This is a genomic window from Bacillus sp. R86525, from assembly GCF_042466195.1.
Classification (GTDB): Bacteria; Bacillota; Bacilli; order Bacillales; family Bacillaceae_G; genus Bacillus_A; species Bacillus_A nitratireducens.
The window spans coordinates 1,602,960-1,617,704 of sequence record NZ_JAXHPX010000007.1; the positions used below are offsets into that span (position 1 = coordinate 1,602,960).

A 14,745-nucleotide genomic window follows, 5' to 3' on the forward strand; every position below is an offset into this window, starting at 1 on the left:
GGAGGGAAATATGGCAGTTTTAGAAATTGTAAAGCATCCAAATGAAGTATTAGAAACACCATGCGAAAGAGTAATTAACTTTGATAAAAAGTTAGTGAAATTGTTAAAAGATATGCATGAAACAATGTTAATTGCAGACGGCGTTGGTCTAGCTGCGCCACAAGTAGGTGTAAGCTTACAAGTTGCTGTTGTTGATATCGGTGATGATACGGGTAAAATTGAATTAATTAATCCTGTTATTTTAGAAAAACGTGGTGAACAAGTAGGTCCCGAAGGTTGCTTAAGCTTTCCGGGACTTTATGGTGAAGTGGAGCGTGCAGATTACATTAAAGTACGTGCGCAAAATCGTCGCGGTAAAATATTTTTATTAGAAGCGGATGACTTCTTAGCGCGTGCAATTCAGCATGAAATCGATCATTTACACGGTGTTTTATTTACATCTAAAGTGAAGAGATATTATGAAGCAGGCGAATTAGAATAGGTTTAAAAGGAGCGGTTTTTGAATGATGAAAGCAGTATTTATGGGGACACCGGACTTTTCTGTGCCGGTGCTTCGTCGTCTTATCGAGGACGGATATGACGTAGTTGGTGTTGTAACGCAACCTGATCGTCCAGTTGGTAGAAAAAAGGTTTTAACACCTACTCCTGTTAAAGTAGAAGCGGAGAAACATGGTATTCCAGTATTGCAGCCGTTAAAAATTCGTGAAAAAGACGAATATGAAAAAGTATTAGCACTAGAGCCAGACTTAATTGTAACAGCGGCATTTGGACAAATCGTGCCGAATGAAATTTTAGAAGCGCCAAAGTATGGATGTATTAATGTCCACGCGTCATTACTTCCAGAACTTCGCGGTGGTGCACCAATTCATTATGCGATCATGGAAGGTAAAGAGAAAACAGGTATTACAATTATGTATATGGTAGAAAAATTAGATGCTGGTGATATATTAACGCAAGTAGAAGTAGAAATTGAAGAGCGTGAAACAACAGGTTCATTATTTGACAAGTTAAGCGAAGCAGGAGCACACCTTTTATCTAAAACGGTTCCTTTACTAATTCAGGGTAAACTAGAACCAATTAAACAAAGTGAAGCTGAAGTGACGTTTGCATATAATATTAAACGTGAGCAAGAGATAATTGATTGGACAAAAACAGGTGAAGAAGTATACAATCACATTCGCGGATTGAATCCATGGCCAGTTGCTTATACAACTTTGGCAGGACAAGTTATTAAAGTATGGTGGGGAGAGAAGGTCTCTATTACAGAGAAAGCTGAACCAGGTACAATAGTAGCTCTTGAAGAAGATGGATTTGTTGTTGCAACAGGGAATGAGACAGGTGTTAAAATCACTGAATTGCAACCGTCTGGTAAAAAGCGTATGAGTTGTTCACAATTTTTACGTGGAACAAAACCTGAAATTGGTACGAAGTTAGGAGAAAATGAATGAGACAAAATGTTCGTGAGTTAGCTCTGGATGGCTTAATTCAAGTAGAAAAAAGTGGTGCATATAGCAACCTACTTTTAAATAATCTGATTGAAAAAAATACAATTGATAGAAAAGATATTGGTTTATTAACTGAAATGGTATATGGAACGATTCAACGTCGTGACACATTAGACTACTATTTACAACCATTTTTAAAAAAGAAGGTTGAAGCATGGGTAAGAGTGCTGCTTCGCCTATCTTTATATCAAATGCTATATTTAGACCGAGTTCCAGAAAGAGCGGCTATTCATGAAGCTGTTGAGATTGCGAAGCGTCGTGGACATAAAGGGATTTCAGGCATGGTGAACGGAGTATTGCGTTCAATTCAGCGAGAAGGTGTACCTTCGTTAGAAGAAATCAATAATCCAGTAGAACGACTTGCGATTGCAACAAGTCATCCAATGTGGCTTGTACAAGAATGGGCATCCGAATATGGTTTAGAGACAGCAGAGAAAATGTGTGAAGTAAATATGTTGCCACCTGTACCAACAGCGCGTGTAAATGTTGATAAAGTAACGGTAGAAGAAGCGGTTGCGTTATTAGCTGATGAGGGTATAGAAGCAAAACGTGGCGAATTGTCAGAGGATGCAATTCAAATTGAAAGAGGAAATGTCGCACATACAGAAGCGTTCAAAAAAGGTTTCCTTTCTATTCAAGATGAAAGCTCAATGCTTGTAGCACGTGCTTTAGAACCGAATAAAGGAGATGCAGTTCTAGATAGTTGTGCTGCTCCTGGCGGAAAAACAACTCATATTGCAGAGCGTTTGGACGGAACAGGTAAGGTAATGTCGCTTGATTTACACGCACATAAAGTACGTTTAATTGAACAACAAGCAAAGAGACTTGGTTTAGAAAATGTAGAAACGATGGCTTTAGATGCTAGAAAAGTTCAAGAGCATTTTGAAAATGAAACCTTTGATAAAATATTAGTAGATGCGCCATGTTCAGGATTCGGTGTTATAAGACGTAAACCTGATATTAAGTTAGGGAAAGATAAGGGCGATAGTGAAAGATTATCAACGATTCAACTTGCGATACTAGAAAAAATAGCACCATTGTTAAAACAAGGTGGTCGCCTTGTTTATAGTACGTGCACAATTGAAAAAATAGAGAATGAACAAGTAATAAAGCAATTTTTACAAGAGCATCCTGAATTTGAATGGGATACTACGATAAAAGATCGCATGCCAGAAAAGTTAAGTCCGTACATTGATGAAGGTCAAGTACGAATTTTACCGCATTATTTTGCAACAGATGGCTTTTATATTGCTTGTTTAAGAAAGAAGGTGTAGCATCATGGAAACGACTGTAAAAAAACAAAAGAAAAATCTAGAAACAAAGAAACCATCAATTTATTCTTTACAACTTCATGAAATGCAAGATTGGTTAAAGGAACAAGGAGAACCTAAGTTCCGTGCAGGACAAATTTTTGATTGGCTATATAAAAAACGTGTAAAAAATTATGAGGATATGTCAAACCTTGCTAAAGGATTGCGCGATAAATTGTCGAATTCCTTTGATATTACTACTTTAAATACTTTAGTAAAACAAACGTCTTCGGATGGAACGATTAAATTCCTATTCCAGTTATACGATGGGTACTCTATTGAAACGGTACTAATGCGACATGAATATGGAAATTCCATTTGTGTAACAACACAAGTGGGTTGCCGCATTGGCTGTACGTTCTGTGCTTCTACACTTGGTGGGTTAAAACGAAACTTAGAGGCTGGAGAAATTGTAGCGCAAGTAGTAGAAGTTCAGCGTGCGCTTGATGAAACAGAAGAACGTGTAAGTTCTCTTGTTGTTATGGGAATCGGAGAGCCATTTGATAATTACGACAACTTAATGTCATTCTTACGCATTGTAAATCATGAAAAAGGAATTCATATTGGTGCAAGACATATGACAGTTTCAACAAGTGGAATTGTTCCAAAAATTTATAAGTTCGCTGAAGAAGATATGCAAATTAATTTTGCGATTTCATTGCATTCTGCAAATACAGAGTTACGTTCAAAATTAATGCCGATTAACCGTGCTTATAAGCTACCAGATTTAATGGAAGCTGTTAAATACTATGTAAATAGAACAGGGCGTCGTATTACGTTTGAATATGGCTTATTTGGAGGAGAAAATGACCAAGTTGAGCAAGCTGAAGAACTTGCTGCGCTCTTAAAAGGTGTAAAATGTCATGTAAACTTAATTCCGGTAAACTACGTGCCAGAACGTGATTATGTACGTACGCCACGAGAGCAAATTTTCTTATTTGAAAAGACGCTAAAAGATCGTGGAGTGAATGTAACAATTCGCCGTGAACAAGGTCATGATATTGATGCAGCCTGCGGTCAGTTGCGTGCAAAGGAGCGCAAAGAAGAGACGAGGTGACGAGATGAAAGCCGTGTTTCTATCGGATAAAGGGAAAGTTCGTCAACATAATGAAGATAGTGCAGGAGTTTTTCACAATTTAGATGGAAATATTTTAGCGGTAGTAGCAGATGGAATGGGAGGTCATCGAGCTGGCGATGTAGCTAGCTCGATGGCTATTCAATTATTCCATGATTATTGGAAGCAAACGCATAATATGAATGAGCCTAAAAAGGTAGAAAAGTGGTTACATACTAACGTTGGAATTATTAATGAGCGCATATATGCTTACTCTAAGCAGCATGTAGAATGTAATGGCATGGGAACAACGGTTATCGTAGCGATTTGTACACCTAGTTTTGTAACAATAGGTCATATAGGAGATAGTCGTTGTTATATGGTATCAGAGGGAGAAATATCGCTTATAACGGAAGATCACTCACTTGTAAATGAACTTGTTAGGCACGGTGAAATTTCAAAAGAAGATGCAGAATATCACCCGAAAAAGAATGTTCTATTAAGAGCGTTAGGTACAGAAGAAACAGTCGGATTAGATGTTAAAACATTAGTTCTCGAAGAAGATGATCAATTGCTTCTTTGCTCTGATGGATTGTCTAACAAAGTCCCTATGGCTGATATGCAACAAATTTTACAATTGAATGAACAGCTCGAGGCGAAGGGAGAGCATTTCATTCAATTAGCAAATGATCGTGGTGGAGAAGATAATATCACCCTCGTTATTATTGATTATGCGGATTCGGCAAACGAAAGTAGGTGAAGTGCAACGTGCTGATTGGAAAACGCTTAAATGACCGTTATAAGCTGCTGAAAATGATTGGCGGTGGAGGAATGGCCAATGTATATTTAGCTCATGATGAAATACTTGGCCGAGATGTAGCGGTAAAAATATTAAGACTCGACTATTCAAATAATGAAGAGTTTATTAAACGTTTCCATCGAGAAGCGCAATCTGTTACAACGTTGTCGCATCCAAATATTGTGAATATGTATGATGTTGGGGAAGAGGATGGTATATATTATCTTGTAATGGAATATGTACCTGGACGAACATTGAAACAATACATAATTGATCGAGGGATGTTACCGATAGGAGAAGCTCTTGATATAATGGAGCAGTTAACATCCGCCATGGCACACGCCCATCATTTTGAGATTGTGCATCGCGATATTAAACCGCACAATATTTTGATCCGAGATGATGGAGTGATAAAAGTCACAGACTTTGGAATTGCGACAGCTACAAGTGCAGCAACGATTACACATACAAATTCGGTGCTCGGTTCGGTGCATTATTTATCACCAGAACAAGCACGTGGTGGTATAGCGAATAAACAATCAGATATTTATTCACTTGGGATTGTTATGTTTGAATTGTTAACAGGAAGACAACCGTTTTCGGGTGAATCTGCTGTTGCAATAGCTTTAAAACATCTACAAAATGAAATACCATCTCCAAAAAGATGGAATGAAAATATTCCACAAAGTGTTGAAAATATTATATTAAAGGCAACTGCGAAAGATCCGTTCCATCGATATCAATCTGCTAACGCGATGAAACGAGATATTGAAACAGCGCTATATCCAGAAAGAATAAATGAACAACCATTTTACATACCAGAAGATATGGAAGCAACGAAAGCGATTCCAATCATTCAACAAGAACAATTATTCCAAAATGTGAGTGATGAAACAATTGTGCTAAAAGGAAGTAAAGTGGATGAACAAGCAAGAAAAGAAGAGACCGAATCAGGTAAGAAGAAAAAGCGCAGTAACAAATGGCTGAAGGTTTTAATTACAACATTTTTACTTTTAGCAATAGGGATAACATTAGCGCTTACTGTTATTCCAGGCTTCTTTATTCCGAAAGATGTGAAGGTTCCTGATGTGGCTGGTATGAAGTATACGACAGCTGTAAATACATTAGTTGAAAAAGGCTTTGAAGTTACAGAACCTAACATTGTATATACAGATAATGTTGAAGTGGGAAAAGTGATAAAAACAGATCCAATAGCCGGAAGAGTAGTGAAAGAAAGCTCTAAAATTACTATCTATCAATCAGGTGGAAAAAAGAAAAGTAAAATGAGTGATTTCACAGGAAAAGATTTCGAGAGTATAAGAGCTGAGTTAGAAGAAAAATATAAACAGGTTACCATTAATTTTATTGAAAATGATAAGCCGAAAGGTGAAATCGTAGAGCAAATACCAACGCCTGATCAAATGGTTATAGAGGCAGAACAAGAACTGAAGATTTGGGTAAGTAAAGGGCCTTATCAAATTAGGCCAGGTGATTTTTCAGGATGGACTGAAAATAGTGTAAAAGGTTACTTAAATGAAAGAAAGCTTGTTTCTGATATAAAAAGGGAGTATTCAGATACTGTTGAAAAGGGACTTGTTATTTCTCAATCTCCAAAACCTGGGACGCCTTTAAAAGAAGGAGATAAAGTAACGATTGTTATCTCTGATGGCCCGAAGCCCAAAGTGACGAAAACAGTAAAAGTGGATAATATTTCTATCCCATATGAAGCTTCTGCAACAGGTGAGAAAAAACCGCAAACAATAGAAATTTATAAAGAAGATATGCAGCAAAAAATGGATAGACCAGTTGAAACGAGAACGATTACTGAGTCAGCGACTATTTCTTTAGAATTTGTAATTCAAGAAGGTTCAAAGGGACATTATAAAATTGTTCGAGATGGAGTAACGATTATAGAAAAAGAAGTACCATATCCAGCTCAATAATAATGGATTCCATTCTTGTTTTATAGGGGATGGAATTTGTCCTGCTATCTGTTGGTAGTAAGACTCCCGCCTCAAAATTCGGCTGTAAAGCAAAGAAGGTAGGCAGGAATTGACTGCCCGTAAAAGCCCGATTGGTGAGGGTTTTTACTAATCAGAGGGGATCGATAAAACCCCAATGATTAAAGTTTCACTTTATTACTCTTGCCTGTTAGCTGTCTATATAATGGATGGTATAGCAGGCAAAAATATATGATTCAAAAGCTATAAAGGTGATATGATTGTGAATAATATTTTGAATGTGATGGTAGTTTAAATATATTAACTGGGTGTATATTTAGTTAGTTTTTAAATAATTGTTTAAAGAACTCTAGTCAATTCATTATTAATTACAGTTGCACTTTATACAAAATAAAGGAGAATTATATGCCAGAAGGAAAAATTGTAAAAGCTCTAAGTGGATTTTATTATGTGCAGCATGAAGAAGGAATTACACAATGTCGCGGGCGTGGTGTATTTAGAAAGAATAAAATTACGCCACTTGTAGGAGACCAAGTCGTTTTTCAAGCAGATAATCCGAGTGAAGGATATGTGTTAGAAGTATTTGATCGAAAAAATGAACTTGTTAGACCTCCTATTGCTAATGTTGATCAAGCGATTCTCGTTTTCTCTGCAGTAGAACCAGATTTTAATCCCGGACTGTTAGATCGATTTTTAGTACAGATTGAATATCATAATATTAAGCCGATTATTTGTATTAGTAAGATGGATTTAGTGAATGAAAAAATGAAGGAAACTGTTGAAGCTTTTGCAAATGATTATCGTGAAATCGGTTATGATGTATTATTTACTTCTATAAATACATCGGAAAGTATCGATATTTTGAAACCATTCTTAGAAGGCTGTATTTCTGTCGTTGCAGGACAATCTGGTGTTGGAAAATCTTCAATGTTAAACGTTTTACGTCCAGATTTAGAATTGAAAACAAATGATATTTCTTCACATTTAGGGCGCGGGAAACATACGACAAGACACGTGGAATTAATTACAGTTGGGAGCGGACTTGTTGCGGATACACCTGGTTTTAGTTCGCTTGATTTCATAGATATAGAGGTAGAAGATCTTACATATTGTTTTCCAGAGTTGAAAGAAGCGAGCCAATACTGTAAATTTAGAGGGTGTACACATCTTTCTGAGCCGAAATGTGCGGTGAAAGCTGCGGTTGAAGAAGGAAAGATAACCGAATATCGTTATAAGAATTACAAACAATTCGTAGAAGAAATTAGAGAGAGAAAGCCGAGGTATTAGTCATGATTAAAATTGCGCCATCGATTTTATCAGCAGATTTTTCAAAATTAGGGGAAGAAATTAAAGATGTAGAAAAAGGTGGAGCTGATTACATTCACGTCGATGTAATGGATGGACATTTCGTACCAAATATTACGATTGGACCATTAATTGTAGAAGCTATCCGTCCGATTACATCATTACCATTAGATGTACATTTAATGATTGAAAATCCTGATAACTATATCCCGACTTTCGCAAAAGCGGGAGCGGATATTATTACTGTTCACGTAGAGGCGTGTCCTCATCTACATCGTACAATTCAGTTAATTAAATCTCATGGCATTAAAGCAGGGGTTGTATTAAATCCGCATACGCCAGTATCGGTAATTGAACATGTATTAGAAGATATAGATATGGTATTACTAATGACAGTAAATCCTGGATTTGGTGGACAGAAGTTTATTCATTCTGTATTACCGAAGATTAAAGAAGTTGCAGAAATGGTTAAAGAGCGAAATCTAGAAGTAGAAATTGAAGTTGATGGTGGTGTAAACGCTGAAACGGCAAGACTTTGTGTTGAAGCAGGAGCGAATGTTCTTGTAGCAGGATCAGCAGTATACAATCAAAAAGACCGCGGTGAAGCAATTCGTATAATTCGTGGATAAAGAATGAATGGCCTTTATTCTAGTGAAGCATCTAGTTAATTAAGACTTCACTATTTTATACAGGATAGGGCGAAAAATAAGGAGAAAGGCAATCTACCGAAAGGCAGATTGCCTTTTTACAATAGAAGGGGAAGAAAAAATGATTGTTCATATTTTGGCAGGAGGACCTGTAGAATACTGCGCAGATTTTTCTCGATATGAAAATGAAGAAGTAGTGTGGGCGGCGGTTGATAGGGGAGTGTACCGTTTGTTAAAAAGTGGAATCACTCCGACTGTCGCGTTTGGGGATTACGATTCGGTTACTGAGGATGAGTTAGCATGGATGAGGCAGCAAACAAATGAGTTACATATTGTTCCGCGAGAAAAAGATCAAACAGATTTAGAAATTGCAATTAGCTGGGCTTTAGAACAAAAACCGAAATTAATTCGTATTTTTGGCGCGACTGGTGGAAGACTTGATCATGGTTTGGCAAATATACAAATGCTTTTAAAAGGTTTAGCGGCAGAGATAGAAATGTGTATTGTAGACAATAAAAATGAAATAACAGTAAAAAAAGTTGGTACACATATAATTGAAGAAAATGAAAACTTTCCTTATGTATCCTTTGTACCGGTTACTGAAACAGTTGAAGGTATTACATTACGTGGATTTAAGTACTCTCTTACTAATAAAACAATAGAGTGGGGATCGACACTTTGTATTAGTAATGAACTCATTGTGGAAAAAGGTAATTTTTCATTTACCTCTGGCATATTAATGATGATAAGAAGCACTGATTGAAGAAACAATTTTGCTCCTTGCATCATATAGTAAACAAGTGGAGTAATGGGGATTAGGAGGGAAACCATGAGATTTTATACAATTAAGTTACCTAAATTTCTTGGTGGAATTGTACGTGCGATGTTAAATACCTTCAAAAAAGACTAAAAAAAGCACCTATTACCGGTGCTTTTTCCATTGGTATAATAAAAAAAGAGCCTAGCGGCTCTTTTTTTTATTATTAAACACGTTCGATTTTGCCAGATTTTAATGCTCTAGCAGAAACGTAAACACGTTGAACTTTTCCGTCGATGCGTACGCGAACTTTTTGAAGGTTAGCGCCCCATTTACGTTTTGTAGCGTTCATTGCGTGAGAACGAGAGTTACCAGAACGAGCTTTTCTTCCAGTGATAGCACAAACACGAGCCATTTATATTTCCCTCCCTTGATACCTTACCATGCGTAATTTTTCAATGTTAGTCTTTTTTGCGATGCTAAAAACACTACTATAATTTAACACAACTAAAAAGAGAATGCAACACCGTAGAAAAAAGAAATCAAGAAAAATTACTTGACACCATATATCAATGAAGAAAAGCTGAAATCAAGAAAAATTGCTTGACATATTATAGTGGTACATGTTGTATAATAACAATGGACTATTTTGCTCATCATAGAAAAGTGTAGTATAAACATAAAATATGAGAGTGAAAAGAAAGAACGATGGAATTTTCTTTAAAAAGATTATATGATAGTAACTAAAGTAGTCTAGCTCACTTTCACCATTTATGAAGGGGGAAACGAGATGTCAATTGAAATTAAAACGAAGTACGGTCAAATTGATATTAGTACAGATGTAATTGCAACAATTGCTGGAGGTGCCGCAGTAGATTGCTACGGTATCGTAGGTATGGCATCAAAAAATCAGTTAAAAGATGGATTAACAGACATTTTACGAAAAGAAAACTTCACTAGAGGTGTTATTGTTCGTAAAGATGAAGATGAAGTACATATTGATATGTATATTATTGTGAGCTATGGTACGAAAATTTCAGAAGTAGCACATAACGTGCAGACTAAAGTGAAATATACATTAGATCAAACTGTAGGACTAGCAGTAGATTCTGTAAACATCTACGTACAAGGAGTTAAAGTAATAAACTTGTAATGTGCATTAAGGAGGAAAATCTGTGTCAATTCAAAAAATTGATGGAAAACGTTTATCACAAATGATCATTCAAGGAGCAAATAATTTAACAAATAATGTTCAGCTTGTTGATGCATTAAACGTATTTCCAGTTCCAGATGGCGATACCGGTACAAACATGAACTTATCAATGACTTCAGGCGCACGTGAAGTGAAAGAAAATCCTTCACAGCATGCTGGTAAAGTCGGCGTAAGTTTAGCCAAAGGATTATTAATGGGAGCTCGTGGTAACTCTGGGGTTATTTTGTCTCAGTTATTCCGTGGTTTTTCTAAATCCATTGAACAAAAAGAAGAATTAACAACAGTTGATTTTGCTGCAGCTTTAGAAGCTGGAGTAGAGGCAGCATATAAAGCGGTTATGAAACCAATTGAAGGAACGATTTTAACGGTTGCAAGAGAAACGGGTAAATATGCAGTGACAGTTGCGAAAAAACAGCGCGACTTTGTTTTGTTTATGGAAGACGTTGTAAAAGAAGCGAATGCATCGTTAAATCGTACGCCAGATTTATTACCTGTATTAAAACAAGTTGGCGTTGTAGATAGCGGTGGTAAAGGTCTAGTTGTTGTATATGAAGGATTTTTAGCTGACTTAAAAGGAGAAACGATTTCTTCTAATGTGCAGACGCAACCATCTATGAATGACATGGTACGCGCAGAACATCACCGTAGTGTACAAAGCCAATTGAGTACAGAAGATATTAAGTATGGATATTGTACGGAATTCATGGTGAAATTAGAGCCTGAAAAAATGAAGGAACATAATTTCTCTGAACAAAAATTCCGTGAAGATATTAGTGTGTACGGAGATTCACTACTTGTTGTATCAGATGATGAGGTTGTTAAGGTTCATATTCATGCGGAACATCCTGGAGATCCTATGAACTATGGACAACGCTACGGTAGTCTAATTAAGATCAAAGTAGAAAATATGCGTGAACAGCATACGGCTTTATTAGATGAACCTACTATGGTGCCTGAACAAACGAATCAACCAAAAGAGAAACAACCGTATGGTATTGTGACTGTAGCTATGGGATCTGGTATTAAAACTTTATTTGAGAGCATTGGCGCAACGAAAGTTATCGAAGGTGGCCAAACGATGAATCCAAGTACGGAGGATATCGTGAAGGCGATTGAAGAGGCGAATGCTGAAAAGATCATCATTTTACCAAATAACGGGAATATCGTAATGGCAGCAGAACAAGCAGCTTCAGTAGTAGATCAAGAAGTGATTGTTGTTCGTTCGAAAACAGTTCCTCAAGGTATGGCTGCAATGTTAGCATTTAATCCAGTTGGAACGTTAGAAGAGAATAAAGAAAACATGAACGAAGCTTTATCTCATGTGAAAACAGGTCAAATTACGTATGCTGTTCGTGATACGGAAATTGACGGTGTGGCAATTCAAAAAGATGATTTCATGTGTATTGCAGATGGGAAAATCGTGTCAACAAACGCTGAAAAAGTAGGAGCTGCGAAGCAATTACTAGAAGCACTAATTGATGAGGATTCTGAAATCGTAACGATTCTACAAGGTGAAGATGCAACAGACGAAGAAGTGGCTGAATTAGTCGCGTTTGTTGAAGAGAACTTTGAAGATGCAGAAGTAGAAGTACATGCAGGGAACCAACCGGTGTATTCTTTCATCTTCTCTGTAGAATAAGAAAAGATTCGTTTTAAAAATAAATGGATTACTTACTTGCTAATGGATGAAAAGTAGTGATATGAAATTTATTACTAGTTTTTATTCAAAAGGCTAGCATATTGATGATAGAAAAGAGCCTTGCTGCTAATAGTGAGGCTCTTTTCTTACGTGCTGTATATCTTTGTTTTGTCCCGCTATTTGTGGGTAGTAAAATTTCCACTCCTAAATTCGGCTGGAGCAAAGAAGTTAGGGGGAGATTAATTGCCTGTAAAAGCCCGATTGGTAAAGGCTAATAATCAGTGGGGGATGAACAAAACCCCCACTGATTATAGTTTCACTTTATATAGAGGGATTAGAGTAGTTTCTCTTAGAATGCCTATGATAGAATATATAGGGTGAAAGAGAGCGATTACGGATGTCGATGATGTTAATGGAGAATCAATAGAATGAATCGAAGAAAATAATGTGACGGAGCGTGAGAATCTTGAATGAAGTTGTACAAGTTCCTGTTACGGATGTAAAGGGAATCGGAGGAGAAACATCTGAGTTATTACACGAGATGGGGATTTATACAGTTTCTCATCTATTAGAACATTTTCCGTACCGTTATGAAGACTATGCGATGAAAGATCTTGCTGAAGTGAAGCATGATGAGCGTGTGACGGTTGAAGGGAAAGTACATAGTGCTCCTTTACTTCAATATTATGGAAAGAAAAAGTCGCGTCTTACAGTTCGTGTTCTTGTCGGGCGTTATTTAATTACAGCCGTATGTTTTAATAGACCATATTATAAACAAAAGTTAAAGCTAGATGAAACGGTAACGATTACTGGTAAATGGGATCAGCATCGTCAAACGATCGCTGTATCAGAACTTCATTTTGGACCGGTTGTGCGTCAACAAGAAGTAGAGCCAGTATATTCAGTGAAAGGGAAGTTGACAGTAAAGCAGATGCGCCGTTTTATTGCCCAGGCTTTAAAGGAATATGGAGACTCTATAATTGAAGTGTTACCTGACGGTTTGTTAAGTAGGTATAAATTATTACCACGTTATGAAGCACTTCGAGCGTTACATTTTCCAGTGGGACAGGAAGACTTAAAGCAAGCGCGGCGCCGATTTGTATATGAGGAGTTTTTCTTGTTCCAGTTGAAAATGCAAACATTGCGGAAAATGGAAAGGGAAAATTCAAAGGGCACGAAAAAAGAAATTTCGTCAGTAGAATTGCAAGAGTTTACTGATGCACTTCCGTTTCCGTTAACTGGCGCACAAAGCCGGGTTGTAGATGAAATAATGAAAGATATGACATCTCCCTATCGCATGAATCGATTATTGCAAGGGGATGTAGGCTCTGGGAAAACAGTTGTTGCTGCGATTGCCCTTTATGGAGCGAAATTAGCTCATTATCAAGGTGCTATGATGGTTCCTACGGAAATTTTAGCTGAACAACATTATCAGTCGCTCGCTGAGACGTTTTCACATTTCGGTATGAAGGTTGAACTGCTAACAAGTTCTGTTAAAGGTGCGAGACGACGAGAAATTTTGGCGAGATTAGAGCAAGGGGAAGTAGATATCCTTGTTGGGACGCACGCTTTAATTCAAGATGAAGTTATATTTCATAGGTTAGGTCTCGTTATTACTGATGAACAGCATCGATTTGGTGTAGCGCAGCGCCGGGTTTTACGTGAGAAAGGTGAAAGTCCAGATGTGTTGTTTATGACGGCGACCCCAATCCCGCGTACGTTAGCTATCACTGCATTTGGAGAGATGGACGTTTCTATTATCGATGAAATGCCAGCTGGTAGAAAGGTGATCGAAACGTATTGGGCAAAACATGATATGTTAGATCGCGTTCTCGGTTTTGTGGAGAAAGAGATAAAAAAAGGAAGACAGGCATATGTTATTTGTCCTCTAATTGAAGAGTCTGAGAAATTGGATGTACAAAATGCTATCGACTTACATAGTATGCTGACTCATCATTATCAAGGCAAATGCCAAGTTGGATTAATGCATGGGAGACTATCATCTCAAGAAAAAGAAGAGATAATGGGACAGTTTAGTGAAAATAAAGTGCAAATTCTTGTATCGACAACAGTTGTTGAAGTAGGTGTGAATGTACCGAATGCGACTGTTATGGTTATTTATGACGCGGAGCGTTTCGGTTTATCGCAGCTTCATCAGCTCAGGGGGCGCGTTGGGCGTGGTAGTGAACAATCGTATTGTTTATTAATTGCGGACCCGAAATCAGAAACGGGAAAAGAAAGAATGCGCATTATGACTGAAACAAATGATGGATTTGTATTGTCAGAAAAAGATTTAGAGTTACGAGGTCCTGGAGATTTCTTTGGAAGTAAGCAAAGTGGTCTACCAGAGTTTAAGGTTGCTGATATGGTACATGATTATCGAGCGTTAGAAACAGCGAGGCAAGATGCGGCGATACTAGTTGATTCAGAAGCGTTTTGGCACAATGATCAGTATGCTTCGTTGCGTACTTATCTTGATGGAACAGGTGTGTTCCAGGGAGAGAAGCTCGACTAAGAGTAGTCTGCAAAAGTTTTTGTTGCATTCTACTTTTAAT

The 14,745-nt window shown here is 37.3% G+C and carries 14 protein-coding genes; 13 read left to right on the top strand and 1 reads right to left on the bottom strand.

The features are described from left to right. Positions 1-10: 10 nt before the first annotated feature. The 10 genes from def to spoVM all read left to right on the top strand — a co-directional run bounded on the left by def (position 11) and on the right by spoVM (position 9,491). On the top strand, positions 11-481 hold the full coding sequence (gene def / locus SJY24_RS10950; protein ID WP_002014496.1) for a peptide deformylase: 471 nt from the start codon (positions 11-13) through the stop codon (positions 479-481). 22 nt (positions 482-503) lie between these two features. Then, positions 504-1,448: a methionyl-tRNA formyltransferase gene (gene fmt / locus SJY24_RS10955; protein WP_377864635.1), complete on the top strand. Its 945-nt coding sequence runs from the start codon at positions 504-506 to the stop codon at positions 1,446-1,448. Further along, complete coding sequence (gene rsmB, locus SJY24_RS10960) at positions 1,445-2,779, top strand: 16S rRNA (cytosine(967)-C(5))-methyltransferase RsmB (protein WP_377864636.1); 1,335 nt, start codon at positions 1,445-1,447, stop codon at positions 2,777-2,779. Before fmt ends, rsmB begins: the two co-directional genes overlap by 4 nt. Before the next feature lie 4 nt (positions 2,780-2,783). Then, a complete protein-coding gene (gene rlmN, locus SJY24_RS10965) occupies positions 2,784-3,872 on the top strand; it encodes a dual-specificity RNA methyltransferase RlmN (RefSeq protein WP_070144606.1) in 1,089 nt (362 codons plus the stop codon). 4 nt (positions 3,873-3,876) lie between these two features. Further along, complete coding sequence (locus tag SJY24_RS10970) at positions 3,877-4,629, top strand: Stp1/IreP family PP2C-type Ser/Thr phosphatase (protein ID WP_000648692.1); 753 nt, start codon at positions 3,877-3,879, stop codon at positions 4,627-4,629. Positions 4,630-4,637: 8 nt separating this feature from the next. Further along, positions 4,638-6,611, top strand: a complete 1,974-nt coding sequence (gene pknB / locus SJY24_RS10975) for a Stk1 family PASTA domain-containing Ser/Thr kinase (protein ID WP_377864637.1) — start codon at positions 4,638-4,640, stop codon at positions 6,609-6,611. A 423-nt stretch (positions 6,612-7,034) separates the two neighbouring features. Next, on the top strand, positions 7,035-7,916 hold the full coding sequence (gene rsgA / locus SJY24_RS10980) for a ribosome small subunit-dependent GTPase A (protein WP_377864638.1): 882 nt from the start codon (positions 7,035-7,037) through the stop codon (positions 7,914-7,916). Between the two features lie 2 nt (positions 7,917-7,918). Then, positions 7,919-8,563, top strand: a complete 645-nt coding sequence (gene rpe / locus SJY24_RS10985) for a ribulose-phosphate 3-epimerase (protein ID WP_000589964.1) — start codon at positions 7,919-7,921, stop codon at positions 8,561-8,563. Between the two features lie 139 nt (positions 8,564-8,702). Further along, complete coding sequence (locus SJY24_RS10990) at positions 8,703-9,344, top strand: thiamine diphosphokinase (RefSeq protein ID WP_377864639.1); 642 nt, start codon at positions 8,703-8,705, stop codon at positions 9,342-9,344. Positions 9,345-9,410: 66 nt separating this feature from the next. Beyond that, positions 9,411-9,491: a stage V sporulation protein SpoVM gene (spoVM, locus tag SJY24_RS10995; RefSeq protein ID WP_001213599.1), complete on the top strand. Its 81-nt coding sequence runs from the start codon at positions 9,411-9,413 to the stop codon at positions 9,489-9,491. Positions 9,492-9,564: 73 nt separating this feature from the next. Here spoVM and rpmB read toward each other — a convergent pair whose 3' ends face one another. Further along, the gene (rpmB, locus tag SJY24_RS11000; RefSeq protein ID WP_000124776.1) at positions 9,565-9,753 is read right to left on the bottom strand and encodes a 50S ribosomal protein L28; all 189 of its coding nucleotides are present in this window, start codon (positions 9,751-9,753) and stop codon (positions 9,565-9,567) included. Between the two features lie 375 nt (positions 9,754-10,128). Here rpmB and SJY24_RS11005 point away from each other — a divergent pair, with 375 nt between their 5' ends. The 3 genes from SJY24_RS11005 (at position 10,129) to recG (ending at position 14,705) form a co-directional block, all read left to right on the top strand. After that, positions 10,129-10,491 carry an Asp23/Gls24 family envelope stress response protein gene (locus SJY24_RS11005; protein ID WP_000021109.1) on the top strand — a complete coding sequence of 121 codons (363 nt, stop codon included), beginning with the start codon at positions 10,129-10,131 and terminating at the stop codon, positions 10,489-10,491. A gap of 22 nt (positions 10,492-10,513) precedes the next feature. Next, positions 10,514-12,190 carry a DAK2 domain-containing protein gene (locus SJY24_RS11010; protein ID WP_000027116.1) on the top strand — a complete coding sequence of 559 codons (1,677 nt, stop codon included), beginning with the start codon at positions 10,514-10,516 and terminating at the stop codon, positions 12,188-12,190. A gap of 466 nt (positions 12,191-12,656) precedes the next feature. Next, the gene (gene recG, locus SJY24_RS11015) at positions 12,657-14,705 is read left to right on the top strand and encodes an ATP-dependent DNA helicase RecG (RefSeq protein ID WP_071771507.1); all 2,049 of its coding nucleotides are present in this window, start codon (positions 12,657-12,659) and stop codon (positions 14,703-14,705) included. The last annotated feature ends 40 nt before the right edge of the window (positions 14,706-14,745 follow it).

What these genes read in the sequence shown, in the direction of transcription:
- SJY24_RS11005 (WP_000021109.1), top strand. Translation starts at nt 10,129, where the DNA reads ATGTCAATTGAAATTAAAACGAAGTACGGTCAAATTGATATTAGTACA.
- rpe (WP_000589964.1), top strand. Translation starts at nt 7,919, where the DNA reads ATGATTAAAATTGCGCCATCGATTTTATCAGCAGATTTTTCAAAATTA.
- fmt (WP_377864635.1), top strand. Translation starts at nt 504, where the DNA reads ATGATGAAAGCAGTATTTATGGGGACACCGGACTTTTCTGTGCCGGTG.
- rpmB (WP_000124776.1), bottom strand. Translation starts at nt 9,753, where the DNA reads ATGGCTCGTGTTTGTGCTATCACTGGAAGAAAAGCTCGTTCTGGTAAC.
- spoVM (WP_001213599.1), top strand. Translation starts at nt 9,411, where the DNA reads ATGAGATTTTATACAATTAAGTTACCTAAATTTCTTGGTGGAATTGTA.
- SJY24_RS10990 (WP_377864639.1), top strand. Translation starts at nt 8,703, where the DNA reads ATGATTGTTCATATTTTGGCAGGAGGACCTGTAGAATACTGCGCAGAT.
- rlmN (WP_070144606.1), top strand. Translation starts at nt 2,784, where the DNA reads ATGGAAACGACTGTAAAAAAACAAAAGAAAAATCTAGAAACAAAGAAA.
- rsmB (WP_377864636.1), top strand. Translation starts at nt 1,445, where the DNA reads ATGAGACAAAATGTTCGTGAGTTAGCTCTGGATGGCTTAATTCAAGTA.
- def (WP_002014496.1), top strand. Translation starts at nt 11, where the DNA reads ATGGCAGTTTTAGAAATTGTAAAGCATCCAAATGAAGTATTAGAAACA.
- rsgA (WP_377864638.1), top strand. Translation starts at nt 7,035, where the DNA reads ATGCCAGAAGGAAAAATTGTAAAAGCTCTAAGTGGATTTTATTATGTG.
- SJY24_RS10970 (WP_000648692.1), top strand. Translation starts at nt 3,877, where the DNA reads ATGAAAGCCGTGTTTCTATCGGATAAAGGGAAAGTTCGTCAACATAAT.